The sequence below is a fragment of the Janibacter sp. Soil728 genome, from assembly GCF_001428305.1.
Classification (GTDB): domain Bacteria; phylum Actinomycetota; class Actinomycetes; order Actinomycetales; family Dermatophilaceae; genus Janibacter.
The window spans coordinates 27450-51426 of sequence record NZ_LMRZ01000006.1 but is presented as its reverse complement, the minus strand read 5'-3'; the positions used below and the strand labels follow the sequence as shown (position 1 = coordinate 51426).

The 23977-nt window shown below is 69.8% G+C and carries 23 protein-coding genes; 21 read left to right on the top strand and 2 right to left on the bottom strand.

What is annotated here, in order from left to right; all coding sequences use genetic code 11:
- Positions 1-38 precede the first annotated feature (38 nt).
- Complete coding sequence (locus ASG73_RS13460) at positions 39-1541, bottom strand: aminopeptidase P family protein (protein WP_055996235.1); 1503 nt, start codon at positions 1539-1541, stop codon at positions 39-41.
- A 179-nt stretch (positions 1542-1720) separates the two neighbouring features.
- Here ASG73_RS13460 and ASG73_RS13455 point away from each other — a divergent pair, with 179 nt between their 5' ends.
- From ASG73_RS13455 to ASG73_RS13435, 5 genes are all read left to right on the top strand, one after another.
- Positions 1721-2431, top strand: coding sequence for an SDR family NAD(P)-dependent oxidoreductase (locus tag ASG73_RS13455; RefSeq protein ID WP_162253991.1), 711 nt, complete (start codon positions 1721-1723; stop codon positions 2429-2431).
- Positions 2428-3306 carry a 3-hydroxyacyl-CoA dehydrogenase family protein gene (locus tag ASG73_RS13450; protein WP_055996229.1) on the top strand — a complete coding sequence of 293 codons (879 nt, stop codon included), beginning with the start codon at positions 2428-2430 and terminating at the stop codon, positions 3304-3306. Before ASG73_RS13455 ends, ASG73_RS13450 begins: the two co-directional genes overlap by 4 nt.
- Positions 3303-4853 (top strand): phenylacetic acid degradation bifunctional protein PaaZ, encoded by a 1551-nt coding sequence (gene paaZ / locus ASG73_RS13445; protein WP_055996225.1) that lies wholly within the window; start codon positions 3303-3305, stop codon positions 4851-4853. Before ASG73_RS13450 ends, paaZ begins: the two co-directional genes overlap by 4 nt.
- Positions 4854-4949: 96 nt before the next feature.
- The gene (boxB, locus tag ASG73_RS13440) at positions 4950-6446 is read left to right on the top strand and encodes a benzoyl-CoA 2,3-epoxidase subunit BoxB (protein WP_055996222.1); all 1497 of its coding nucleotides are present in this window, start codon (positions 4950-4952) and stop codon (positions 6444-6446) included.
- On the top strand, positions 6443-6979 hold the full coding sequence (locus ASG73_RS13435) for a GNAT family N-acetyltransferase (protein ID WP_055996219.1): 537 nt from the start codon (positions 6443-6445) through the stop codon (positions 6977-6979). Before boxB ends, ASG73_RS13435 begins: the two co-directional genes overlap by 4 nt.
- 174 nt (positions 6980-7153) lie before the next feature.
- Here the strand turns inward: ASG73_RS13435 and ASG73_RS13430 are convergent, their stop codons facing one another.
- Positions 7154-8017, bottom strand: a complete 864-nt coding sequence (locus ASG73_RS13430) for a PaaX family transcriptional regulator (protein WP_200946856.1) — start codon at positions 8015-8017, stop codon at positions 7154-7156.
- A 269-nt stretch (positions 8018-8286) separates the two neighbouring features.
- Here ASG73_RS13430 and ASG73_RS13425 point away from each other — a divergent pair, with 269 nt between their 5' ends.
- The 16 genes from ASG73_RS13425 to ASG73_RS13350 all read left to right on the top strand — a co-directional run bounded on the left by ASG73_RS13425 (position 8287) and on the right by ASG73_RS13350 (position 23874).
- Positions 8287-9471 carry an ABC transporter substrate-binding protein gene (locus ASG73_RS13425; protein ID WP_055996216.1) on the top strand — a complete coding sequence of 395 codons (1185 nt, stop codon included), beginning with the start codon at positions 8287-8289 and terminating at the stop codon, positions 9469-9471.
- Positions 9472-9500: 29 nt separating this feature from the next.
- Complete coding sequence (locus ASG73_RS13420) at positions 9501-10406, top strand: branched-chain amino acid ABC transporter permease (protein ID WP_200946853.1); 906 nt, start codon at positions 9501-9503, stop codon at positions 10404-10406.
- Positions 10403-11365: a branched-chain amino acid ABC transporter permease gene (locus tag ASG73_RS13415; RefSeq protein ID WP_055996213.1), complete on the top strand. Its 963-nt coding sequence runs from the start codon at positions 10403-10405 to the stop codon at positions 11363-11365. Before ASG73_RS13420 ends, ASG73_RS13415 begins: the two co-directional genes overlap by 4 nt.
- Positions 11362-12228: an ABC transporter ATP-binding protein gene (locus tag ASG73_RS13410; RefSeq protein WP_082567253.1), complete on the top strand. Its 867-nt coding sequence runs from the start codon at positions 11362-11364 to the stop codon at positions 12226-12228. Before ASG73_RS13415 ends, ASG73_RS13410 begins: the two co-directional genes overlap by 4 nt.
- Positions 12225-12938 (top strand): ABC transporter ATP-binding protein, encoded by a 714-nt coding sequence (locus ASG73_RS13405; protein WP_055996210.1) that lies wholly within the window; start codon positions 12225-12227, stop codon positions 12936-12938. Before ASG73_RS13410 ends, ASG73_RS13405 begins: the two co-directional genes overlap by 4 nt.
- Before the next feature lie 110 nt (positions 12939-13048).
- Positions 13049-14743 (top strand): 2,3-epoxybenzoyl-CoA dihydrolase, encoded by a 1695-nt coding sequence (gene boxC / locus ASG73_RS13400; RefSeq protein ID WP_235499459.1) that lies wholly within the window; start codon positions 13049-13051, stop codon positions 14741-14743.
- Positions 14744-14748: 5 nt separating this feature from the next.
- On the top strand, positions 14749-16332 hold the full coding sequence (locus tag ASG73_RS13395) for a benzoate-CoA ligase family protein (RefSeq protein ID WP_055996207.1): 1584 nt from the start codon (positions 14749-14751) through the stop codon (positions 16330-16332).
- Positions 16329-17345 (top strand): NAD(P)/FAD-dependent oxidoreductase, encoded by a 1017-nt coding sequence (locus ASG73_RS13390; RefSeq protein ID WP_055996203.1) that lies wholly within the window; start codon positions 16329-16331, stop codon positions 17343-17345. Before ASG73_RS13395 ends, ASG73_RS13390 begins: the two co-directional genes overlap by 4 nt.
- Before the next feature lie 14 nt (positions 17346-17359).
- Positions 17360-17689: a ferredoxin gene (fdxA, locus tag ASG73_RS13385; protein WP_055996200.1), complete on the top strand. Its 330-nt coding sequence runs from the start codon at positions 17360-17362 to the stop codon at positions 17687-17689.
- A 6-nt stretch (positions 17690-17695) separates the two neighbouring features.
- The gene (locus tag ASG73_RS13380) at positions 17696-18556 is read left to right on the top strand and encodes an amidohydrolase family protein (RefSeq protein WP_055996197.1); all 861 of its coding nucleotides are present in this window, start codon (positions 17696-17698) and stop codon (positions 18554-18556) included.
- Between the two features lies 1 nt (position 18557).
- Positions 18558-19079 carry a gamma carbonic anhydrase family protein gene (locus ASG73_RS13375; protein ID WP_055996194.1) on the top strand — a complete coding sequence of 174 codons (522 nt, stop codon included), beginning with the start codon at positions 18558-18560 and terminating at the stop codon, positions 19077-19079.
- A gap of 22 nt (positions 19080-19101) precedes the next feature.
- Positions 19102-19638: a DUF6158 family protein gene (locus ASG73_RS13370; protein WP_055996191.1), complete on the top strand. Its 537-nt coding sequence runs from the start codon at positions 19102-19104 to the stop codon at positions 19636-19638.
- On the top strand, positions 19635-20843 hold the full coding sequence (gene pcaF / locus ASG73_RS13365; RefSeq protein WP_055996187.1) for a 3-oxoadipyl-CoA thiolase: 1209 nt from the start codon (positions 19635-19637) through the stop codon (positions 20841-20843). The genes ASG73_RS13370 and pcaF overlap by 4 nt, the downstream gene beginning before the upstream one ends.
- A gap of 16 nt (positions 20844-20859) precedes the next feature.
- Positions 20860-21642 (top strand): enoyl-CoA hydratase/isomerase family protein, encoded by a 783-nt coding sequence (locus ASG73_RS13360; RefSeq protein WP_055996184.1) that lies wholly within the window; start codon positions 20860-20862, stop codon positions 21640-21642.
- A gap of 29 nt (positions 21643-21671) precedes the next feature.
- Complete coding sequence (locus tag ASG73_RS13355; protein WP_200946850.1) at positions 21672-22520, top strand: PHP domain-containing protein; 849 nt, start codon at positions 21672-21674, stop codon at positions 22518-22520.
- Positions 22521-22560: 40 nt separating this feature from the next.
- Entirely contained in the window at positions 22561-23874 is a 1314-nt protein-coding gene (locus ASG73_RS13350; RefSeq protein WP_055996175.1) for a DUF2252 domain-containing protein, read from the top strand.
- The last annotated feature ends 103 nt before the right edge of the window (positions 23875-23977 follow it).

Below are 23977 nucleotides of genomic sequence, written 5' to 3'. Positions count from 1 at the left end.
AACCTGCATTGCCCTATGGCAATGCAGGTCCTGTGGGCTCAGCGGCTCTGGACGTCCTTGATCCACGCCTCGATCTCGTCGGCCGAGTGCGGCCACTCGCCGGAGAGGTTGCGACAGCCCTCGTCGGTGACGACGACGTCGTCCTCGAGGCGCACGCCGATGCCGCGGAAGCGCTCGGGCACCTTGAGGTCGTCGGCCTTGAAGTACAGGCCCGGCTCGACGGTGAGGACCATGCCGGGGGCCAGCTCGGCGTCCATGTACTCCTCGCGGGTGGCGAGGGCACAGTCGTGGACGTCGATGCCGAGGTGGTGGCTCGTGCCGTGCACCATCCAGCGGCGGTGGTACTGGCCGTGCTCGGTGTCGAGGGTGTCCTCGACCGAGACGCCGTCGGGCAGCAGGCCCCACGCGTGCAGGTGCTCGGCGATGACGCGGATGGATGCGGCGTGGACATCCGAGAACTTCGCGCCCGGCTTGACCGCGGCGATCCCGGCGGCCTGCGCGGCGACGACGGCCTCGTGGATCTCGCGCTGGGTGTCGTCGAAGGTGCCGCTCACCGGCAGGGTGCGGGTGATGTCGGCGGTGAAGAGCGAGTCGAGCTCGACGCCGGCGTCGAGCAGGATGAGGTCGTCGGCCTTCACGTCGCCGGTGTTCTTGATCCAGTGCAGCGTGTTGGCGTGGTCGCCCGAGGCGCAGATCGAGTCGTAGCCGACGCCGTTGCCCTCGTGCCGGGCGACGAGACCGAAGGTCCCCTCGACCCAACGTTCGCCGCGCCCCCGCTCGGGCAGGGACGGCAGCTCGCGGATGACGGCCTCGAAGCCGGTGCGCGTGGCGTCGACCGCCTGCTGCATCTGCTCGATCTCCCAGTCGTCCTTGATCATCCGCAGGTGGGACAGGCCGTGGGCGAGTGCGGCGTCGGTCTCGGCCAGCGACTCCTCGCTCGCTCCACCTTGGACGCGCACGGTGTCCAGACGGGCGGTGAGTGCGGTGTCGGCGTCGCGGACCATGCGCACGGTGAGCTGGCCGGCGTCCTTGCCGACCGCGTCCTCGAGCTGCTCGACGTGCCGGCCGGTCAGGCCCAGCTCGGACTCGACGTCCTCGATGGAGGCGCGCGCCCCGACCCAGAACTCGCCGTAGCGCGAGTCGCCGAAGAACTCCTCGGAGTCGCGCGGGGCCAGCGGGCGGAAGTAGAGGGAGGCCTCGTGGCCGGCGTCCTCGTCGGGTCCGCCGAGCGGCTCCATGACGAGCACGGCGTCCGGCTCGCGGTCGGCGCCGAGGCCGGTGAGGTGGGCGAAGGCGGAGTGTGGCCGGAAGACGTAGTCGGAGTCGTTGCTGCGCACCTTGAGCCCGCCGGCGGGGATGACCAGACGCTCGCCCTGGTGTGCCGCGGAGACCGTTGCCCGCCGCTGCGCCGCCCGCTTCGCGGCCTCGGTCAGCGCGGGGAGGTCGGTGGACCGCTCCGCCCAGTCCTGCGCCACGAAGGCCCGGAACTCGTCCGTCGTCGGCCGCTTGCGGTTGTCTGCCTGCTGCTGCTCCTCGCTCATGTGGCCATCGTCTCATCACGTGACCACGGACGAAGGGAGAGTCCCCGCTTCGTCCATGGGGCCGTCGCGATCGCTCCTCTCGCGCAGGTGAGGCCGACAGCCAAACAAAAGTTCTACAACTGATCTAGCGTGGCGACATCAATATGTGGCATGTTGGTGTCCGACGAAGGGAGTCGAAGATGACTACTGCCCTGGTACTGGGCGGAGCCGGAGGGATCGGCGCGGCAGTGACCCGTCGCCTCGCGGCGGACCATGACGTGACCATCACCCACCACTCTCACCCCGAGCGGGCCGAGGCGTTGGTGGCCGAGCTCGGTGACCGCGTGCGCGCGATCGCGGTCGACGCGACCACCGAGGAGGGGGTCATCGCAGCCTTCGATGCGGCGCAGGAGCAGGGCGAGCTGACCATCGTCGTCGACTGTGTCGGCGGCTGGGACTATCCCCGCATCACCGAGCTGACGAGCGAGCAGATCAACCAATCGCTCTCTCTCAACCTCGTCTCTGCGCTGCTCGTGCTGCGTGAGGCGACCAAGCGCGTCGCCGACGGTGGCCGGATCGTCATGGTCTCCAGCGTCGCCGCCCGCGTGGCACCGGCCCGGCAGAGCACCTACGCGGCCGCCAAGGCCGGCCTCGAGGCAGCAAGCCGGGTGGCCGCCAAGGAGGTCGCCAAGCGTGGTGTGACGGTCAACGTCGTGCGCCCCGGTGCGACCGACACCGAGTACCTGCACTCGGTCACGAGCGACAAGGCCATCGAGGCGATGGCCGGGAGCAATGCGATGCGCCGACTCGGCACGCCCGAGGACATCGCTGGCGTCATCGCCCTGCTGCTCAGCGCGGACGCCGCATGGATCACCGGCGACATCATCGACGCAACTGGAGGCCTGGCATGACCGACGGCAACATCCCACTGATGACGGGCGTGGTCGGCGGTGGCCAGATGGGCGCCGGCATCGTCCACGGCCTGCTGCTCGCCGGCAGCGCCGTCGTCCTCCTCGAGCGTGACGAGCCCGCTGCGACCTCCGCCCGCGAGCGCGTCCAGCGATCCTGCGACAAGAGCGTCGAGCGGGGCAAGCTCGCCGATGCCGGCGAGCCCATGAGCCGCCTGACGACGACGACCGATGCGGCTGACCTGGCTGACTGCGGCCTGGTCATCGAGGCCGTCCCGGAGGACGAGCAGCTCAAGCGCGACACCCTCCAGCGGGTCGAGGCGGTCATCGCCGACGACGCCGCGCTGGCCACCAACACCTCGAGCATCTCCCTCGACGCCCTGGCGACCTCCCTTCGTCACCCGGAGCGCCTCCTCGGACTGCACTTCTTCAACCCCGTCCCCGCGAGCAAGCTCGTCGAGATCGTCATCGCGACGGCCACCGACGAGGTCTGGCGCGAGCGCGCCGTCGAGTGGGTGAGCGAGGGCCTGGGCAAGACGCCGGTCGTCGTCGCCGACTCGCCGGGCTTCGCCAGCAGCCGCCTTGGCGTCGCGATCGGTCTGGAGGCCATCCGCATGCTCGAGGCCGGTGTCGCCTCCGCGGAGGACATCGACGCCGCCATGTCGCTCGGCTACGGCCACCCCATGGGACCGCTCAGGCTGACCGACCTCGTCGGACTCGACGTGCGCCTGGGCATCGCCCGCTATCTCGAGCGCGAGCTCGGACCCCGCTTTGCCCCGCCGCAACTGCTGATCGACCTCGTCGAGCAGGGCCACCACGGCCGCAAGACCGGACGCGGCTTCTACGACTGGAACGACGCCAAGGAGAAGACAGCATGAGCGAGATCCTCGAGAGCTATGCAGGCGGCCGCTGGGTGGCCGGGACGGGCGAGGGCCGAGAGGTCCGCGACGCCGTGACCGGCGAGACCGTGACGCGGGTGTCCAGCGAGGGCATCGACCTCGGTGGCGTCGTGGCCCACGCCAAGGCGAAGGGGGGTCCCTCCCTTCGCGCGATGACCTTCCCCGAGCGGGCTGCCGCACTCAAGGCAGCTGCGGGTGCGGTGCAGGCGGGCAAGGACCGGCTCTACGAGCTCTCCGCCCGATCGGGTTGCACCGCAAGAGATTCCGCCGTTGACGTCGACGGCGGCATCGGCACCGCGATGGTCTACTCCTCCCTCGGGCGCAAGGGCCTGCCCGACGGCACGGTCATCGTCGAGGACGACTTCATCCAGCTGGGCAAGGAGGGCGTCTTCGGCGGGCGGCACGTGCTGACCAGCCCGCACGGCATCTCGCTGCAGATCAATGCCTTCAACTTCCCCGTGTGGGGCATGCTCGAAAAGCTGGCGCCCGCGCTGCTCGCCGGCGTCCCCACGATCGTCAAGCCGGCGACCCCGACGGCCCACATCGCCGTCGAGGCGGTGCGGATGATGATCGAGTCGGGCGCGCTCCCCGAGGGTGCGCTGCAGATCGTCGCCGGCTCGATCCCCGGCCTCTTCGACGAGCTCGGTGGCCAGGACCACATCGGCTTCACCGGCTCCGCGGACACGGCCGCGATGCTGCGCGGCGACGCCGCCGTGACGCGCCGCTCGGCCCACTTCAACGCCGAGGCGGACAGCCTCAACGCCTCCGTCCTCGGCCCCGACGCGGTGCCGGGCGAGCCGGAGTTCGACCTCTTCGTGAAGGCGCTCGTCACCGAGATGACCGTCAAGGCCGGCCAGAAGTGCACGGCCATCCGCCGCGCGCTCGTGCCCGCCGGTCAGATGGACGCGGTGGCCGAGGCCGTCGCGGCCCGCCTGGGCGGCATCGGCATCGGAGCCCCGGGAGCAGAGGGGGTGCGCATGGGCGCACTCGTCGGGACCAGTCAGCGTGACGACGTGCGCGCCGCGGCCCAGCGCATCGCGCAGGCCGGGCAGATCGTCTTCGGTGACCTCGAGACCGTCGACGTCATCGGCGCCGACGCGGACAAGGGCGCCTTCATGTCGCCGGTCCTCGTGCGCGTCGACGACGCAGACCGGGCCGAGCCGCACGAGGTCGAGGCCTTCGGCCCCGTCAGCTCCCTCATCGGCTACCGCGACGTCGACCACGCCGTCGAGCTGCTGGCCCGGGGCGAAGGGAGCCTCGCCGGCTCCGTCGTGTCCGCGGACTCCGACTTCGTGACGGACGTGATCGCCGGGGCGGCCCCCTTCCACGGTCGGATCCTTGTCCTGGACCGGGACAGCGCTCCCGAGTCCACCGGGCACGGCACCCCGATGCCGCAGCTCGTCCACGGCGGCCCCGGCCGCGCCGGTGGGGGCCAGGAGGAGGGCGGCCTGCGTGCCGTCCACGCCCACCTGCAGCGCACCGCCATCCAGGGCAGCCCGGCTGTCCTCGACCGTCTGGGCGCGTGACGCTCAGCGAAAACATTCCACAAAGTCTTGTCGTGACGCGTATAGACGTGTAGAACATAGGTAAGACCTCGCAAGGACGCGACCTTAGGAGAGAGCATGACGACGACCGACGACCGCATCGGGTCCGCCCCGGAGCCGACCGGCCCGACCAGCCCGATCGATTACAGCCAGCGCATCCCCAACAACGTCAACCTCAACGAGAACCGTCGCCTGCAGCGCGCGCTCGAGGGGTGGCAGCCGAAGTTCCTCGACTGGTGGAAGAACCTCGGCCCCGAGCTGCCCACCAAGGACGTCTACCTGCGCACCGCCGTGGCCGTCGGCCGTGACGGCTGGGCGCACTTCGAGCACGTGCCGATGGAGGAGTACCGCTGGGGGATCTTCCTCGCCGAGGGAGACCCCGACCGCAAGGTCAACTTCGGCAAGCACAAGGGCGAGGCCGCCTGGCAGGAGATCCCGGGTGAGTACCGCGCCGAGCTGATGCGCCTGATCGTCATCCAGGGTGACACCGAGCCCGCCTCGGTCGAGCAGCAGCGCATCCTGGCCAACACCGCGCCGTCGATCTACGACATGCGCAACCTCTTCCAGGTCAACGTCGAGGAGGGCCGTCACCTCTGGGCGATGGTCTACCTGCTCCACGCCTACTTCGGTCGCGAGGGTCGCGAGGAGGCCGAGCAGCTGCTCAAGCGCAACTCGGGCGACTACGACAACCCGCGCATCCTGGGTGCCTTCAACGAGGCCACCACCGACTGGCTGCAGTTCTTCATGTTCACCTACTTCACCGACCGGGACGGCAAGTACCAGCTCGGCACCCTGAAGGAGAGCGGCTTCGACCCGCTGGCCCGCACCTGCGAGTTCATGCTCAAGGAGGAGGCCCACCACATGTTCGTCGGGACCACCGGCGTGCAGCGCACCGTGGAGAAGACCGCCGAGATCATGAAGGCCAACGGCGGCAAGGCCACCTTCGAGGACGGGGTCATCCCGCTCGACATCATCCAGAAGTACCTGAACTTCCAGTACTCGGTCTCGATGGACCTCTTCGGCTCCGAGCAGTCGACCAACGCCGGCAACTACTACACCTCCGGCCTCAAGGGTCGCTGGCAGGAGACGCGTCGCAAGGACGATCACACCCTGCTCGACGACGAGCGTGAGATGAACTACGTCGAGGACGGTCAGATCAAGACCAAGACCGTCCCGATGATCTCCGCGCTCAACCTCGACCTGCGGGACGAGTACGTCGCCGACTGCGAGAACGGCGTGCGCCGCTGGAACCAGGCACTCGAGGACGCCGGTGTCGAGGAGCGCCTCTACATCCCGCACGAGGGCTTCCACCGTCAGGTCGGCGTCTACTCGACCCACAAGGTCAGCCCCGAGGGCGAGGTCCTCGACGACGCTGGTTGGGACGCCCGCGAGGGTGACTGGCTGCCCACCGACGAGGACCGGGCGCAGGTCGCCAAGCTCATGGTCCCCGTCTACGAGCTGGGCGAGTTCGCCAGCTGGATCGCCGAGCCGCCCACGGGCATCAACGGCCAGCCGGTCGAGTACGACTACGTCCACCTCGAGGAGGAGGGCGCGCCCGAGGGGGCGTCCGCGTGAGCGCCGAGCTCGCCTGGGCGCATGAGGACGGGCCCGTCTGGGACGCGGAGAAGGCGCGCATCGCCGCCTCCGCCCCGGACGGGGCCCTCGGCCTCGACTTCGCCGACGGGGCCGACCTGCCCGGTGACTGGTTCGTCGCCAAGGACGGTGACGCAGTGGTCGGCTTCGGCTTCCTCGACATGACGTGGGGTGGCGATGCCGAGATCACCCTCGTCGTGGACTCCGCCCGACAGGGCGCCGGGGTCGGGACCTTCGTCATGGACCACCTGGAGCAGGAGGCTCGCTCGCGAGGGATCAACTACGTGCACAACAGCGTGCGCGACACCCACCCGCAGCGCGATGACGTGCACGACTGGCTCGCGGTGCGCGGCTACAAGGGCAACGAGAGCGACGCGACGCTGCGCAAGCACGTCGGTACCCCGGGCTCGGGCCGCCTCCCGGCCCCGAGCACGACGGCGGCACCCGCTGACTCCCGCTCCCAGGGCGAGGAGGAGAGCGGCGACTACGTCGACGTCGAGGCGCACCGCTTCTGACCGCTACGACGGTCTCTGGCACGTCACGCCCGGACGGCCGAAGGGGGGCGCGCGTCTCCCCCTTCGGCCGTCAGCTGCTCGCCCAAGAAGGTGCATTGCCATAGGGCAATGCACCTTCTTGGGCTTTCGCTTGGGCTTTCGTCTGCATTGCCATAGGGCAATGCAGACTCGGGGTCAGGTGCGCTCGCCGGCTGCCTGCTCCATCCGGTCCCACTCGCGCTGGGCGCGACGGTGCCAGCGGTCACGGCGGGTGTGGAAGAGGGTGGCGGCGGCCGGTCCGGGCCAGTCCGGGGGGAGCAGCTCGGCGGGCAGGTCGGGGTCGATGAAGGGGAAGGAGCGCCAGGCCTGGATGAGCTCCACCTGCGCGGCGAAGGCGGCCGGGTCGTCGTCGACGCTCCGCTCGGTGAAGTCGGCCGCGAACTCCTGGTAGCGAGAGCGGACCTCCACCAGGTCCCAGGCGGCGTCGATGAGCGAGGCCGGGTCGGTGCCCGCGGCGCGGCGGCCCGCCCATGCGAAGGCCCGGTCAGCGAGGTCGAGGTCGGCGAGTGCTGCCTGGACCTCGTCCTCCTTGTCGGAGTCCGGGATGATCCACATCCCCGGCGTCGGGCAGCCCAGGCCCAGCCAGGTCAACCGAGTGCGCAACTTGTGTCGCGTGCTGCGTTGCGACTCCGGGACGGCTGCCGCCACGACGAGCCACTGCCCGTCCCACGTGCGTGGGCTGCGCAGGAAGCTGTAGATGCGCTCGGTGCCCTCGGCGAGCAGGGTGCTGCCGGTGTCGGTGAGCTGCCATCGCACGCGGCGACCGTGACGCTCGGACGTGATGATTCCCTGGCTCGCCGTGCGGGCGATCGTCTGCCGCGCCGACTTCTCCTCGACGCCAAGGGCGCCCAGTGCGGCGACCAGCGTTCCGGTCCACGCGGATCCGTCGCGGGTGTGGACGAACTCGCCCAAGATCGTCAGCAGCATCGAGCGCGCGCTGGCTGCTCTGGAACGGTCCCCGTCGGCCGGGGCGATCATGTCATCGACCTTCGTGCTCACGTCTGTCGTCTCCTCGTGCGGTGTCCTGATCAGGGTGGCACCTCGCGGTGCCCGGTCCTGCACCCCCTGCCCGATGCTGCTGTGCGGGAGCGCCCCCCTTCGTCGTCGAAGTTAGGTCCACCTGAGTTCAAACTACTACGAAACAGTTTCGATACGACTATTGACTGTAGAACAAAATGCGACCATTCTCGGTGCTACCGACGACGGGGTCGGGAGCTTTGCGCCCCGTCGTTGCCCTCAATGACGAGACCGCACCCCTGGAGTATTCGATGCGCGCCACCCGAACCCTTCCCCTGGCCATCACCGTGACCCTCGCCCTCTCCGCCTGCGGCGGATCGGCGCTCTCCGGAGGCGGGGGTGATGGCGGTAGCGACGACGGCAAGGTCAAGATCGCGCTGCTCGTTCCCCAGTCCGGCGTCTACGCGCCCCTCGGCAAGGACATGGAGGCAGGCTTTCGCCTCTACCTCGAGGAGAACGACAACAAGCTCGGCGGCAAGGACGTCGAGCTGACGGTCGTCGACGAGGGCGCGGGACCCGAGGACGGTGTCCCTGCCGGCACCAAGCTCGCGCAGGACGAGTCCGTCGACGCCGTGGTCGGGATCGTCAACTCCGCTGTTGCCCTGGGGTTGACCGACTCCTTCACCGAGGCCAAGAAGCCGCTCATCATCACCAACGCCGGCGCCAACGACATCACGGGCAAGTCCGCCTCGCCGTACGTGTGGCGCACCAGCTTCTCCAACGGTGAGGTCGGCGAGGCCATCGGTGGCCACGTCGCCAAGGAGGTCGGTGACGGCAAGGTCTACCTCGTCGGTCCCGACTACGCCGCGGGCGACGAGTTCCTCGCCGGCTTCAAGAAGTCCTTCGTGGCCGGCGGCGGCAAGATCGCCGGGACCCAGATGACCCCCTTCGGCAAGACGACCAACTTCCAGCCGTACCTGCAGAAGGTGCGCAACGCCAAGCCGAAGGCCGTCTTCGCCTTCTACGCCGGCGCCGAGGCCGTCACCTTCGTCAAGCAGTACGACCAGCTCGGCCTGCACGAGGACATCCCCTTCTACGCCACCGGCTTCCTCACCGAGGGTGGGGCGCTCAAGGCCCAGGGCAAGTCCGCCGAGGGCATCTTCACCTCGCTGCACTACTCCTCCGAGCTGGACAACGACAAGAACAAGACCTTCGTCAAGGCCTACACGGAGGCCAACAAGGTGCCGCCGACCGTCTACTCGATGCAGACCTACGACGCGGGGGCGGTCCTGGACAAGGCCCTTGCCAAGGGCACCGGTGGCGACCAGATCGTCGAGGGCCTCAAGAGCACGGGCGAGGTCGACAGCCCGCGCGGACCGTGGTCCTTCTCGGACAAGCAGGGTCCGGACCAGACGTACTACCTGCGCAAGGTCGAGAAGAAGGGTGACGCCTGGACCAATGTCATCGAGAGCGAGCTGACCAAGCCTTCTTCCTGATCCGTCCACACCCACTGCTGGGAGATCTCGTGACCGCACTGACGGCCAACTTCATCACCGACAACGGGGTGACGATGATCGACGGGCTCGCCACCGGCGTCCTGCTCTTCGTCATCGCCCTCGGACTGTCCCTCGTCTTCGGCGTCATGGACGTGCTCAACCTCGCCCACGGCGCCATCTACCTCCTGGGCGCGTACGTCGCCGTGGCCCTGCTGGGCGGGGGTACGAAGATGACGCTGCTCGCCTTCGGGGGAGCAGTCCTGCTCGCCGCGATCATCGGCGGGTTCAGCGGCTGGGGGTTGTCAGCGATGGTCCGGCCGGTCGCCCATCGCGGTCACCTCGACCAGGCCCTGCTCACCCTCGGCATCGCGCTCGTGGTCTCCGACCTCGTCGCGATGAAGTTCGGCAACGACGTGCGCTCCATCCCGGCACCCGCCGGGCTGGACGGGAGCGCGACGATCTTCGGCCAGTCCTACCCGGTCTACCGGCTCGTCGTCATCGTCGTCGGTGGGCTGCTCGCCGTCGGCGCGCTGTACGTCATCGAGCGCACCCGCGTCGGGTCGCTCGTGCGCGCCTCGGTCGTCGACCCCCAGATGGTCTCCGCCCTGGGGGTCGACACCAAGCGACTGGTGACCGGTGTCTTCGCCGCCGGAGCGGCCCTGGCCGCGGCCGGCGGCGTCATCGGCGGCCCGATCCTCTCGGCCTACCCCGGCCTGGACAACCGGGTGCTGCTCCTCGGCCTCGTGGTCGTCGTCATCGGCGGCCTCGGCTCCGTGAGTGGCGCCCTCGTCGGAGCCCTGGTCATCGGCCAGATCGAGACGCTGGGCGTCTCGCTCCTGCCCGATCACGCGTCCTTCCTCGTCTTCGGCGCGATGGGCCTGGTCCTGCTCCTGCGACCCCAGGGTCTGCTCGGCAAGAAGGAGGCGACGGCATGAAGCCCAAGCTCTCGTCCGCTCTCGCGGTCCTCTCGGTCCTGCTCCTCGTGGCCGTCCCGCTGGTCTTCCCCGCGGACATCGCCAACACCCTCAGTCGCGTCCTCGCGCTGGCGCTGCTCGCCGTGAGCCTGGACCTGCTCGTCGGGGTCTCGGGCATGCCCTCGCTCGGTCACGCCGCCCCCTTCGGTGTGGGTGCCTACGCCGCAGCGCTCGTCGCCCGCGACACCACCTCCTTCGCCCCCGTGCCGCTGCTCGTCGCGGTCGTCGCCGGAGGTCTCTTCGCCCTGCTCACCGGGGTGCTCATGGTCCGCACCAAGGGCACCTACTTCCTCATGCTCACCCTGGCCATCGCCGAGCTGGCGCACGTGCTGGCCCAGCGCTGGGAAGGCCTGACCGGCGGCACCAACGGCCTCTACGGCATCCCGTCGCTGACGCTTGCGCCCGGCGGTGAGCCGGTCACCCTCGCCGGGGTCCGCTACTGGTGGATCCTGCTGATCTTCCTCATCGGCTTCGCCATCGTGTGGTGGACCTCGAGGTCGATGCTGGGCCGCTCCCTTCGCGGGCTGCGGGACAACGAGGAGCGGATGGCCTCGATCGGCTACTCGACCTTCTGGCTCAAGCTGGCCGTCTACGGCATCGCGGGTGGCGTCGCGGGCGCTGCCGGCTCCCTGTGGGTGGCGCAGAACCGGTTCGTCTCCCCGGAGGACCTCGCCTTCGAGGTGTCCGCGATGGCCCTGCTGGCCGTCGTGGTCGGTGGTCGCGGACGACTGTGGGGAGCGGTGCTCGGTGCCGCCCTCGTGACGATCGTCCGCGATGACATCGGCGCCTCCCTCGGCGGACGCGGACCGCTGCTGCTCGGCCTGGTCTTCATCGCTGCCGTCTACCTGCTGCCCCACGGCTTCGCCGGCACCAACTGGCGGCAGCTGTTCACCCGACGCCCTCAGGAGGACAAGGCATGAGCGCGCCCACCGCGGCACCCACCGCCGCACCCGCGGCCCTGACCCTGCGCAATGTCACCAAGAAGTACGGTGCGCTCGTGGCCGTCGACGACGTCAGCCTCGAGGTGGCGAAGGGGGGTCGCCACGCCCTCATCGGCCCCAACGGAGCGGGCAAGTCCACGCTCTTCAACCTGGTGGCCGGCGGCCTGCCGACCACCAGCGGGCAGATCCTCTTCGCGGGGGACGATGTCACCAAGCGCTCCGCCGCCTGGCGAGCGCGAAGGGGGCTGGGCAAGACCTTCCAGCACAGCTCGCTCTTCCTGTCGATGAACCCGCTGGACAATGTCGCGCTCGCGGCGCAACGGGTGGCCGGCAAGGGCATGTCGTGGGTGACCTCGTCAGGGCGGCGCAACAGCGAGATCGACGACCTCGCCGAGCAGTGTGTCGCCGACGTCGGCCTGACCGACCGCTCGCACATCATGACCGGCAACCTCAGTCACGGTGAGCGCCGACAGCTGGAGGTGGCCGTCGCCCTGGCGACCCGGCCGAAGCTGCTGCTCCTCGACGAGCCGGCGGCCGGGATGTCTCCGGCCGAGAGCCAGCGCTTCATCGAGCTGGTGCGCTCGCTGCCGTCAGACCTGACGGTCGTGATCATCGAGCACGACCTCGAGCTGGTCTTCCAGCTGGCCGACCGCGTCAGCGTCCTCCACCTCGGCGGGTTGATCGCCGACGGGCCCGCCGACGAGGTCCGTGAGGACCCGGCCGTCCAGCAGGCCTACCTCGGTGAGGGCTCCCTCGAGGAGCTCTTCCACGAGACCCCCGTCCCGCCCGACCTGCCGGTGTCGACGACATCGGCGGCCCCGACCGAGGAGGTCGCCGGATGAGCGCCATCGGAGCAGACCTGAAGATCGCCGGCGTCGAGGCCGGGTACGGCGGCAGCACCGTCCTGACCGGTGTGGACCTGCACGTGGGCGCCGGTGAGACGGTCACGCTGCTCGGTCGCAACGGCGTCGGAAAGACGACGCTGATGTCGACGGTCATGGGCTTCATCAATACCCAGAGCGGCAGCATCCACGTGGGCGACGAGGACATCACCGGCCTGCCGACGCACGCGCGGGCCAGGGCCGGCGTGGCGATCGTCCCGCAGGGTCGGCGGGTCTTCGCGCCGCTCACGGTGCACAACAACCTGCGCATCGCGGAGGGCAAGCACTCGGGGGAGTGGTCGCTCGAGCGCATCTACGAGCTCATGCCGCGCCTGCGCGAGCGCAGGACCAACCGGGGCGACCAGCTCTCCGGCGGCGAGCAGCAGATGCTCGCCATCGGCCGCGCGCTCCTCCTCGGCCCGCGGGTGCTGCTCCTGGACGAGCCCTCCGACGGGCTGGCCCCCGCGATCGTCCAGCAGGTGATGGGCATCGTGCGCGAGCTGGCGCAGGAGGGGATCACGGTGCTGCTCGTCGAGCAGGACCTGCGTGCGGCCTTCTCCGTCGCCGATCGCGTCGTGGTCATGGAGAAGGGGCGGATCGTCCACGAGAGCACCACCGAGGAGTTCCGCAGCGATGCCCCGCGGGCTCGGCGCCTGCTCGGGGTCGGCTGAAGAAAAATGCTACAACCTCTTGACGGATCGCGTAGTCAATGTAGAAGATAGAGACGTACCCCGATGCCGTGGTCCCCGCGGCGTGCGATCCGAACGACGGAAGGTTTGACGTGAGCGAGACCACCATCGAGAAGGCGGCGCCCCCGGTCGTCGAGTTCCGCACCAGCCCCGACGCCTACCGCCACTTCACCGTCGAGTACGACGGCGACGTGGCCACGGTGAAGCTGGCGGTCGACGAGCAGGGCGGGCTCGTCCCCGGCTACGAGCTGAAGATGAACAGCTACGACCTGGGTGTCGACATCGAGCTCTACGACGTCGTCCAGCGCATGCGCTTCGAGCACCCCGAGGTCAAGGCGGTCGTCATGACCTCCGGCATCGAGCGGATGTTCTGCGCGGGTGCCAACATCCGGATGCTCGCGGCCTCCCCGCACAGCTGGAAGGTGAACTTCTGCAAGTTCACCAACGAGACCCGCAACGGCATCGAGGACGCGACCGCCAACTCCGGCCAGAAGTGGATCGCCGCGCTCAACGGCACCGCGGCCGGTGGTGGCTACGAGCTGGCCCTCGCGTGCGACGACATCGTCCTCGTCGATGACAACAACTCGACGGTCTCCCTCCCGGAGGTCCCCCTCCTGGGTGTCCTGCCCGGCACCGGCGGCCTGACCCGCGTCGTGGACAAGCGCCACGTCCGCAAGGACCGCGCCGACCTCTTCGCGACCAAGTCCGAGGGATACCGCGGCGACACCGCGGTCGACTGGGGCTTCATCGACGCCACCTTCCCCCGCGGCTCGTGGGACGAGGAGATCAGCAAGCGCGCCAAGGCCGCTGCCGCCGAGTCCACCCGTGATGGGCAGGCTGGCGAGGGTGTCCAGCTCACCGAGCTGCAGCGCACGATCGACGGCGACTCGATCTCCTACAGCCACGTCTCCGCGCAGATCGACCGCGCCCGCCGCACGGTCGACATCACCGTCTCCGCCCCCACCGAGCAGCCCCCGGCCGACGCCGAGGCAGCCCGGGCCCAGGGCGTCGCCTACTACCCGCTGGCACTCGCCCGCGAGCTCGACGACCTGATCCTGCACCTGCGTGCCAACGAGCTGGAGCTCGGCACCTGGGTGCTGCGCGCCACCGGTGACCAGGACCTCGTGCTCGCCCACGACACCAAGCTCACGGAGTGGGCCGACCACTGGTTCATCAACGAGGTCAACCACTACCTCAAGCGCACGCTCAAGCGGGTCGACGTCACCTCGCGCAGCCTGCTGGCCATCATCGAGCCGGGGTCGGCCTTCGTCGGCACCCTCCTCGAGCTGGCCCTGGCCGCCGACCGTCAGTACATGCTCGAGGGCGTCTACGAGGACGTCGACGCCGACGCGACCCCGGCCACGGTCCGGTTGACCGAGGCCAACGACGGCAAGTACCCGATGGGCAACGGCCTGACCCGTCTGGAGTCGCGCTTCTTCGGCCGGGACGAGGACCTCGAGGCCGCTCGTGCGGTCATCGGCCAGGACCTGGACTCCGCAGCCGCGGACCAGGCCGGTCTCGTCACCCTCGCCCTGGACGACATCGACTTCGAGGACGAGCTGCGCATCGTCATCGAGGAGCGGGCCGCGCTCAGCCCCGATGCCCTCACCGGCATGGAGGCCAACCACCGGTTCGTCGGTCCCGAGACGATGGAGACCAAGATCTTCGGTCGCCTCACCGCCTGGCAGAACTGGATCTTCATCCGGCCCAACGCCTCCGGCCCCGAGGGTGCACTGCGCCGCTACGGCTCCGGTCAAAAGGGTGAGTACAACCTGGAGAGGGTCTGAGCCGAATGACTGAAGCCGGCTTCAACGCTGCAGCCTGGCTCGTCGACCGGGTCGCCGCTGATCGCGGAGACCACCCGGCCGTCGAGACGCCCTCGCAGACGGTGACCTACAACGAGCTCGTCGAGCTCACCGGCCGTGCCGCGGCGAGCTTCCGCTCGCTCGGCCTGCGTCGGGACGACCGCGTCGTCTTCGTCGCCAACGACGACATCGCGCTCTTCGCGGGCGTCCTCGGTGCCATGCGCGGCGGGTTCGTGGCGGTGCCGATCTCGACCATGTACGGCCCGAACGAGCTCGCCGAGATCATCAACGACTCGGGCGCGGTCTCCCTCGTCGCGAGCTCCACCTTCGCCGAGGCGGCTGCTGGTGCCGCGGCCCAGTGCCCGGACCTGCGCCAGGTCATCTGGGACGGTGACCCGGGAGACAGTGCCGCGGCCGTCGCCGGTGCGGACCAGCTCTCGTGGGAGGACTTCGTCGCCCGCGGAGCGCAGGCGCCCGCGGCCGATCATGAGCCCGTCCCCGCCGGGTCCGACGCATGGGCCCTGTGGCTCTACACCTCGGGCACCACCGGCAAGCCGAAGGGAGCGATGCACCGGCACGAGAACATCCGTCTGGTGTGCGAGACCTACGGCGCCCAGGTCCTCGGGATCACCCCGGACGACCGGTGCCTGTCCGTGGCGAAGGTCTTCTTCGCCTACGGCATCGGCAACTCGATGTTCTTCCCCCTCTCCGTGGGTGCCACCTCGGTGCTCAACCCGGAGCGGCCGACCCCGACGGGGATGGCCGAGCGGATCCGCACGGGCCGGCCCACCCTCTTCTTCGGGGTGCCGACCTTCTACGCGGGGCTGCTCTCGAGCGACATCCCGGACGACACCTTCGCTGGTGTGCGTCTCGGGGCGTCGGCGGGCGAGCCGCTGCCCAAGGGGGTGCAGGAGCGGATGATGAACCGCTTCGGTCTGGAGATCCTTGACGGGATCGGCTCGACCGAGTGCCTGCACATCTTCTTGTCCAACCGTCCCGGTGAGATCAAGATGGGCACGACCGGCACGGCCGTGCCCGGCTACGACCTCGAGATCCGCGACCTCGACGGCACGCTCGTCGCCGACGGCGAACCGGGCACCCTCTACGTCCGCGGCGCCTCCTCGGCGCTGGGCTACTGGCGCCGGGCCGAGGCCACCCGCACCGTCTTCCAGGGCGAGTGGCTCAACACCGGCGACACCTACGTCCGCGACGACGAGGGCTACTACACCTGCATGGGGCGGGCTACCGACCTGCTCAAGGCGGGTGGCATCTGGGTCAGCCCGACCGAGGTCGAGGACCGGCTCCTGGCGCACGACGCCGTCGCCGAGTGCGCGGTCGTCGGTCAGGAGGACGCCGACGGGTTGGTCAAGCCGGTCGCCGTCCTCGTCACCCGCTCCGAGGTGACCGCGCAGGAGCTCGACACGTGGTGCCGCGAGGGGCTCGCCCCCTTCAAGCGCCCGCGTCGCGTGTACTTCGTCGACGAGCTGCCCAAGACAGCGACGGGCAAGATGCAGCGCTTCAAGGTGCGCGCGCTCGTCAAGGAACTCGAGGCCAAGGAGGCCCTGTCATGAGCACCACCACGAAGGTCGACCTGCTCATCGTCGGCGCCGGACCCGTGGGCATCTTCGGTGCCTACTACGCCGGGGTCCGCGGACTGAGCACTGCAGTCGTCGACAGCCTCAGCCAGGTCGGCGGTCAGGTCACCGCGATGTACCCGGAGAAGCAGATCTTCGACATCGCGGGCTTCCCCGCCGTCTCCGGTCGCCAGCTCATCGCCAACCTCGTCGAGCAGGCCGCCCCGTACAACCCGCAGTACCTGCTGGGTCAGGAGGCCCAGCAGCTCGAGCACGTGCCCGACGGCGAAGGGCGTGAGCGTCTCGTCGTCACGACGAGCACGGGCGACCGGATCGACGCCGGTGCGGTCATCGTGACCGGTGGCATCGGCACCTTCACCCCGCGCACCCTGCCGGCCGGCGAGGACTTCCTCGGCCGTGGGCTCGAGTACTTCGTGCCGAGCTCGGCGGAGTACGCCGGGCAGGACGTCGTCATCGTCGGCGGCGGCGACTCGGCGGTGGACTGGGCCAACATGCTCCACCCCATCGCCAAGAGCGTCACGCTCGTGCACCGGCGGGACAAGTTCCGCGCCCACCACGGGTCGGTCGAGCTGATGGAGGCGGCGCCGGTCGAGGTCGTCCTCAACGCCCAGGTCACCGAGACCGTCGGTGGTGACCTCCTGGAGACCGTGACGATCACGCCGAAGGGGGAGGACCCCCGGTCGCTGCCCTGCACCAAGCTCGTCGCGGCGCTCGGCTTCACGGCCAACCTCGGCCCCCTTCGTGAGTGGGGTGTCGAGCTCCACGACAACCGGCACCTCGTCGTCGACCCGGCCATGCGCACCAATGTCGCGGGGGTCTTCTCCGCCGGTGACATCACCGACTACGACGGCAAGGTCCGACTCATCGCCGTCGGCTTCGGCGAGGTGGCCACGGCGGTCAACAATGCGGCCGTCCACATCGACCCCGATGCGCAACTATTTCCGGGACACTCGACTGACCAGCAGCCTGCCGTCCCGCAGCCCGCCTGAGAGAGGAATTCGACATGCCGTACGTCATTGCCGGTCACTGCCTGGACGTCATGGACACGTCCTGCACGGAGGAGTGCCCCGTCGACTGCATCTACGAGGGTGATCGCAAGCTCTACATCAACCCCAAGGAGTGCATCGACTGCGGCGCGTGCGAGCCGGTGTGCCCCGTCGAGGCGATCAGCCAGGACCGTCGTGTCGCCGACGACATGACGGAGCACATCGAGGACAACCGGCGCTTCTTCACCGAGACCCTCGAGGGTCGCGACGAGCCGCTCGGCGCTCCGGGTGGCTCGCACAAGACCGGCCCCATCGGGGTCGACACGCCGATGGTCAAGGACCTCTGAGGCACCGTGCTCGATGGACACCAGCTCATCGACGCGCACGTCCACGTGCCCGTCCTGTCGACGCTCGCTCCTTCGTGGATCGACTGGGCGCGCCAGTTCGGCCCGGAGGGCCTCCTCGAGCGGGCCTGGGACGGCGAAGGGAGACCCCGTCCCGATGTCATCGACGACCTCTTCGCCGACCAGGGGGTGGACGTCGCCGTGATCTTCTGCGAGTACAGCCCCAAGGCGACCGGCATGCAGCTCTTCGACGACTTGCTGCCGATCGTCGAGCACAACCCGCAGCGGTTTCGGCCGATGGGCAATGTCAACCCGCACCTGCACCATCCGATCGGTGCCGAGGTGCGGCGACAGCTCGGACTGGGCGCGGCGGGACTGAAGCTGCACCCCGTCCACGGGGGCTTCCGCTGCGATGACCCGATGCTCTACCCGGCCTACCAGGTGCTGGTGGAGGAGGGCGCCCCGCTCGTCGTGCACTGCGGGACGTCGACCTTCGCCGGGTCGTCCAACCAGTACGCCGACCCGACCTATCTGCTCCCCGTCGCGCGCGACTTCCCCGAGCTCGACATCGTCCTCGCCCACGGTGGACGCGGTTGGTGGTACGAGCAGGCGGCCTTCATGGCGATGAGCAACCCGCACGTGTGGATCGAGCTGTCCGGGCTGCCGCCCAAGCGGCTGCCCGAGTACTACGCCGCCGCCGGCCTGCAGCGTCTGGCCAAGAAGATGATCTTCGCGACCGACTGGCCCGGCGTGCCCGGTGCCGACCTCAACGCCCGTGCCGTGGCCGACCTGATCCCCGACGCGGACATCCCTTCGGTCCTGAGCGGCAATGCCCTTCGGGTCTATCGCGACCTGCCGCAGGTGGCCTGACATGGCGATCTACGCACTCGGCGATCTCGTCCCGGTCGTCCCCGACTCGGCGTATGTCCACCCGGACGCCGTCGTCATCGGTGCAGTGACCTTGGGGGAGCAGGCATCGGTGTGGCCGACGACGGTGCTGCGCGCCGACTTCGGTCGGATCATCGTCGGTGACCGCAGCTCGGTGCAGGACGGCACCATCGTCCACTGCATCGAGGAGCAGCCGACCGCCATCGGTGCGGACTGCGTCGTCGGGCACAACGTCCATCTCGAGGGCTGCACGATCGGCGACGGTTGCCTCATCGGCTCCGGGTCGGTCGTCCTCAACTTCGCCACCATCGGCGCGGGGTCGGTGATCGGGGCCGGGGCCGTGGTCACCGAGCACGCCACGATCCCCGAGTCGTCGATGGCTGTCGGCGTCCCCGCCAAGGTGCGCCCCGCTCCACCCGAGGCCGCGGACTGGATCCGCTTCGGCGTCGGCGAGTACCTCCACAACTCCACCCGCTATCGCGACCAGCTGCGCCGGCTCGACTGACGCACCGATGAAGGGAAAAACCATGAACGACGCCACCCAGGGTGTCCCCGCATCCGAGCTGAGCGACCAAGAGCTCGAGTCCCAGGGCACGCGTGCCCACGAGACCCGCAACTGGGTCTTCCTGCACGGCAGCGCCGAGCAGTTCGCCCACCACACCGCCCGCATGCTCGAGCTCGAGCGCGAGTACGTCCAGCGCTACCCCAAGCGCACCTGGCAGGGCAGCGGCGGTGCTGCCACCGACATCGCCCAGACCGCGGCCTCGTGGCGCGAGACCGTGCGAGCGGTCATCGCCCAGCTCGAGGCGCTCGTCGACCTGCCCGACCCGCAGGCGCCCGACGCGACGGTGGCGGGCGACCCGGCGCGTGCCTTCCTGCAGCGGCTGGCGGACAACGGGGGCCGACTCAACAAGCTCGAGGCCCACCAGGCCGCGCGAGAGGTCGGGCTCGACCCGGCCGTGCGCGCCGACCTCTACAAGGCGGACCCGCAGCTCGTCGCGACCGAGGGCACCGACCGCGTCCTCACCGACGCCGGACGCGCACGGCTCGCGGGCAACCAGTGAGCGGGGCCCGTCGGGCCTACATCGTCGACGGTGTCCGCACCCCCATCGGTCGCTACGGGGGTGCGCTCTCCAGCGTGCGCCCCGACGACCTGGCCGCGCACGTCATCCGCGAGCTGATGGGCCGCCACGCGGGCCTTGACCCGGCGCTCGTCGACGACGTCGTGCTGGGCAGTGCCAACCAGGCCGGCGAGGACAACCGCAACATCGCGCGGATGGCGGCGCTGCTCGCCGGGCTGCCGGTCACGGTGCCCGGCACGACGATCAACCGGCTGTGCGGCTCGGGTCTCGACGCCGTGGGCTACGCAGCCCGCGCGATCGCCGCCGGTGACGCGGACCTCATGATCGCCGGGGGAGCGGAGAGCATGAGTCGCGCTCCCTTCGTCCTGCCCAAGGCCGACAGTGCCTTCAGCCGTGGCATGAAGCTCGAGGACACGACGATCGGGTGGCGCTTCGTCAACCCGCAGATGGAGCGGCTGCACGGCACCGACCCCATGCCGCGCACGGCGGAGAATGTCGCTGTCGACCACCAGATCTCTCGTGAGGACCAGGACGCCTTCGCCCTGCGCTCGCAGGAGAAGGCAGCCGCGTCGATCGCGTCCGGGCGGCTGGCGCGCGAGATCGTCCCGGTGAGCGTGCCGCGACGCAAGGCCGAGCCCGTGCTCGTCGACACCGACGAGCACCCGCGCTCGACGTCGATGGAGGCGCTCGGGGGTCTGCGCCCGATCTTCGAGGGCGGCTCGGTCACGGCCGGCAACGCCTCGGGGGTCAACGATGGCGCCGCCGCGCTGCTCGTCGCCTCCGAGGAGGCCGTCGAGCGGCACGGGCTGACGCCGATCGCCCGGGTCGACGCCGTGACCGCCATCGGCGTCGAGCCACGCGTCATGGGCATGGGGCCAGCACCTGCGGTCCAGCGACTCGTCCAGCGCACCGGCGTGCAGCTCGACGCGGTCGGGGTCATCGAGCTCAACGAGGCCTTCGCCTCCCAGGGGCTGGCGGTGCTGCGCGAGCTCGGCATCGCCGACGACGACCCGCGCGTCAACCCGCACGGCGGGGCGATCGCCCTCGGTCACCCGCTCGGCATGAGCGGCGCCCGCATCGCCCTCTCCGCAGCCATCTCGATGGCCGACGACGACCTGGACCACGCGATCGCCACCATGTGCATCGGCGTCGGCCAGGGCATCGCCGCCATGCTCTCCCGTCCCTGACCGAAAGGCCTGCACCATGACCGAGTCCCTCGTCCGCATCGAGCGCCACGACGGTGGCGTCGCCGAGGTCGTCCTCGACCGACCCGAGTCCATGAACGCCGTCTCCACGGCGATGGCGCAGGCCCTCACCGCTGCCGGGGACGAGCTGCGCGCCGACACCTCGGTGCGCGCGGTGGTCGTGACGTCGAGCCACCCCAAGGCCTTCTGCGTCGGGGCGGACCTGAAGGAGCGCAACGGGTTCAGTGATGACGACCTGCGGGCGCAGCGGCCGGGCAACCGGCTGGCCTACCGGGCGCTGTACGACCTGCCGGTGCCGACGATCGCGGCGGTCGACGGCCACGCGCTCGGGGGCGGGTGCGAGATCGCTCTGGCGTGCGACCTGATCGTTGCCGGGCCGAAGGCCAGCTTCGCGCTGCCCGAGGTCTCCGTGGGGGTCATCCCCGGAGGTGGTGGGACCCAGCTGCTGACCCGCCGCCTCGGCTGGTCGCGAGCCGCTGACCTGATCTTCACCGCACGGCGGATCACCGGCGAGGAAGGCGCTCGCCTGGGTCTGGTCGACCGGTTCGTCGACGACGCGAAGGGAGAGGCCCTCGCCATGGCGACCACGATCGGCCAGCACTCACCGATCGGGGTCCGCAATGCCAAGGCGGCGATGCGCGCAGGGCTGGACGTCACGGTCGACGAGGGCCTGGACATCGAGGACGCCCGGTGGCACGACACGGCCTTCAGCGCCGACCGGGCCGAAGGCGTGCGGGCCTTCGCCGAGAAGCGCGCGCCGCGCTGGCCCGGTCTCGGCTGAGCCCCTCGCGTCGGGCTAGTGTGGTCGAGGTGATCGACCTGCACACCCACAGCTCCCGCAGCGACGGCACCGATGCGCCCGCCGCCCTGCTCGCCCAGGCGGCCGAGGCAGGTCTCACGACGCTGGCCATCACCGACCACGACATCACCGCAGGGTGGGACGAGGCCACCGAGGCAGCCCAGCGCCATGGCGTGGCGCTCGTGCGCGGAGCCGAGCTGTCGACCCGGCACCGCGGGCGGACGGTGCACCTGCTGGCCTACCTCTTCGACCCGGCTGACGAGACGCTGAGCGAGGAGATGCGGCTGATGCGTGAGGACCGGGTGCCCCGGCTGCGGCGCATCGTCGAGCACATGGCTGCCGACGGCGTCGCGGTCACGTGGGAGGACGTCCTGGCGCAGGTGGCCGACGGTGAGACCTCGCTGGGTCGCCCGCACCTCGCCGACGCGCTCGTGGCCAACGGCATCGCGACGGACCGCAACGAGGTCTTCGCCCGCTGGCTGCACAACGGCTCGACCTACTACGAGCCGCACTACGCCGTCGAGACGGCCGAGGCGGTCCGGCTCGTCCGCGCCGCCGGTGGCGTCCCCGTGGTGGCCCACCCCTTCGCCACCAAGCGTCAGCGCTCCCTCGGGGCCGACGACGTGGCGCTCCTCGTGGAGGCCGGGCTCGTGGGCATCGAGGCCGATCATCGCGACCACGACGACGACGGTCGGGTCTTCGCGCGACGCCTGGCCGCCGAGCACGATCTCGTCGTCACGGGGAGCAGCGACTTCCACGGCGACGGCAAGGACAACCGGCTGGGGGAGAACACCACCTCGCCGGAGTCCCTGGAGCGCATCGTGGCCGCATCCTCGGGCGTCACACCCGTCGTGGGCTGAAGGCCAGCAGATCCTCAGGCGCGCGACATAACGTCGGGACATGGCCGATCATCTTCGTCAGCAGTACGTCATCGACACGCTCGAGGCGGCCTTTGCCGACCTCATGCGAGCCTCTCCTGCAGCCTTCCGGGTGAAATTTCGCAAGATGGCAGACCACCCCTTCGCCTTCTACCGCGGGACGGCCTGCCTCTTCCACCGTGACATGGCCGCCATCGAGCAGCCCTGGGCGAACGAGCGGACCGGGCGGGTGTGGATCCACGGCGACCTCCACGTCGAGAACTTCGGGACGTACATCAACTCGCACGGCGAGCTCGTCTTCGACGTCAACGACTTCGACGAGGCCTATGTCGGCCCCTTCACCTGGGACCTGAAGCGCTTCGTCGCCGGGCTGGCCCTCATGGGCTGGCGCAAGGCGCTGCCCGAGCAGGCGGTGCGGGACCTGGCCACGACCTACCTGCGCAGCTACATCGAGCGGGTCCACCAGTTCGTCGAAGGGAGTGACGACTCCGAGTTCGCCCTGCGCCTGGGCAACACCGAGGGAGCCATCCACGCCACCCTGCAGGGCGCCCGGCGCAACAGCCGCGCCGCGATGCTCGACTCCATGACCGACGTGAGCGAGTCCGGACGGCGGTTCGCGGACGGGCCGGGGGTGCGACGTCTCGAGGCGGACGAGCGAGAGCTGGTCCTTGCAGCCTTCGCCGACTACCTCGGCACCATCCCCGAGGCCAAGCGGGTGGACCGCGAGACCTTCTACACCGTCAAGGACGTCGTCGGGCGCTCCGGCTTCGGCATCGGCAGCGCTGGCCTGCCCGCCTACAGCGTGCTGATCGAGGGATTCAACGAGGCGAACGAAAATGACATCGTGCTGACGATGAAGCAGGCGAACCACCCGGCCCTGGCCGATGTGGTGGACGTGCCCCGGATGCGAGACCTCTTCGCCCACGAGGGCGAGCGGACCGTGGTCAGCCAGCGGGCGCTCCAGGTGCACGCCGACCCGCTTCTCGGGTTCACGACGGTGCGTGGCGTCGGCTTCGTCGTCGACGAGGTGTCTCCCTACGAGCTCGACCTCTCCTGGGGTGGCCTCCACGAGCCCGCCGACATGGAGCTGGTCGTCGCCGACCTCGGGCGGGCCACGGCGAAGATCCACTGCGTCTCGGACACCGACAGCGACCACACCGTCGTCGACTTCCAGACCGAGGAGGCCATCGCCTCCGTGATCGAGGGGCGCGAGGACGAGTTCGTGCGGGAGCTCGTGGACTTCGGCATCGACTACGCGCAGCAGGTCCGATCCGACCATGCCCTCTTCGTCGAGGCCTTCAGGGAAGGGCGGATCGGTGCCGTGCAGTCGGTCTGAGACGTCTGCACGAGCCGGACGTGACGCGCGCCGCGGGGTGGCGCGACGGCAGCGAGCGGCTCACCTGAGAGGATGAGCCCGCATCGGCTCCCATCGAAAGGCG

Coding starts and splice junctions, on each gene's coding strand:
- ASG73_RS13460 (WP_055996235.1), bottom strand. CDS start 1,541: ATGAGCGAGGAGCAGCAGCAGGCAGACAACCGCAAGCGGCCGACGACG.
- ASG73_RS13455 (WP_162253991.1), top strand. CDS start 1,721: ATGACTACTGCCCTGGTACTGGGCGGAGCCGGAGGGATCGGCGCGGCA.
- ASG73_RS13450 (WP_055996229.1), top strand. CDS start 2,428: ATGACCGACGGCAACATCCCACTGATGACGGGCGTGGTCGGCGGTGGC.
- paaZ (WP_055996225.1), top strand. CDS start 3,303: ATGAGCGAGATCCTCGAGAGCTATGCAGGCGGCCGCTGGGTGGCCGGG.
- boxB (WP_055996222.1), top strand. CDS start 4,950: ATGACGACGACCGACGACCGCATCGGGTCCGCCCCGGAGCCGACCGGC.
- ASG73_RS13425 (WP_055996216.1), top strand. CDS start 8,287: ATGCGCGCCACCCGAACCCTTCCCCTGGCCATCACCGTGACCCTCGCC.
- ASG73_RS13415 (WP_055996213.1), top strand. CDS start 10,403: ATGAAGCCCAAGCTCTCGTCCGCTCTCGCGGTCCTCTCGGTCCTGCTC.
- ASG73_RS13410 (WP_082567253.1), top strand. CDS start 11,362: ATGAGCGCGCCCACCGCGGCACCCACCGCCGCACCCGCGGCCCTGACC.
- ASG73_RS13405 (WP_055996210.1), top strand. CDS start 12,225: ATGAGCGCCATCGGAGCAGACCTGAAGATCGCCGGCGTCGAGGCCGGG.
- ASG73_RS13395 (WP_055996207.1), top strand. CDS start 14,749: ATGACTGAAGCCGGCTTCAACGCTGCAGCCTGGCTCGTCGACCGGGTC.
- ASG73_RS13390 (WP_055996203.1), top strand. CDS start 16,329: ATGAGCACCACCACGAAGGTCGACCTGCTCATCGTCGGCGCCGGACCC.
- fdxA (WP_055996200.1), top strand. CDS start 17,360: ATGCCGTACGTCATTGCCGGTCACTGCCTGGACGTCATGGACACGTCC.
- ASG73_RS13375 (WP_055996194.1), top strand. CDS start 18,558: ATGGCGATCTACGCACTCGGCGATCTCGTCCCGGTCGTCCCCGACTCG.
- ASG73_RS13370 (WP_055996191.1), top strand. CDS start 19,102: ATGAACGACGCCACCCAGGGTGTCCCCGCATCCGAGCTGAGCGACCAA.
- ASG73_RS13360 (WP_055996184.1), top strand. CDS start 20,860: ATGACCGAGTCCCTCGTCCGCATCGAGCGCCACGACGGTGGCGTCGCC.
- ASG73_RS13350 (WP_055996175.1), top strand. CDS start 22,561: ATGGCCGATCATCTTCGTCAGCAGTACGTCATCGACACGCTCGAGGCG.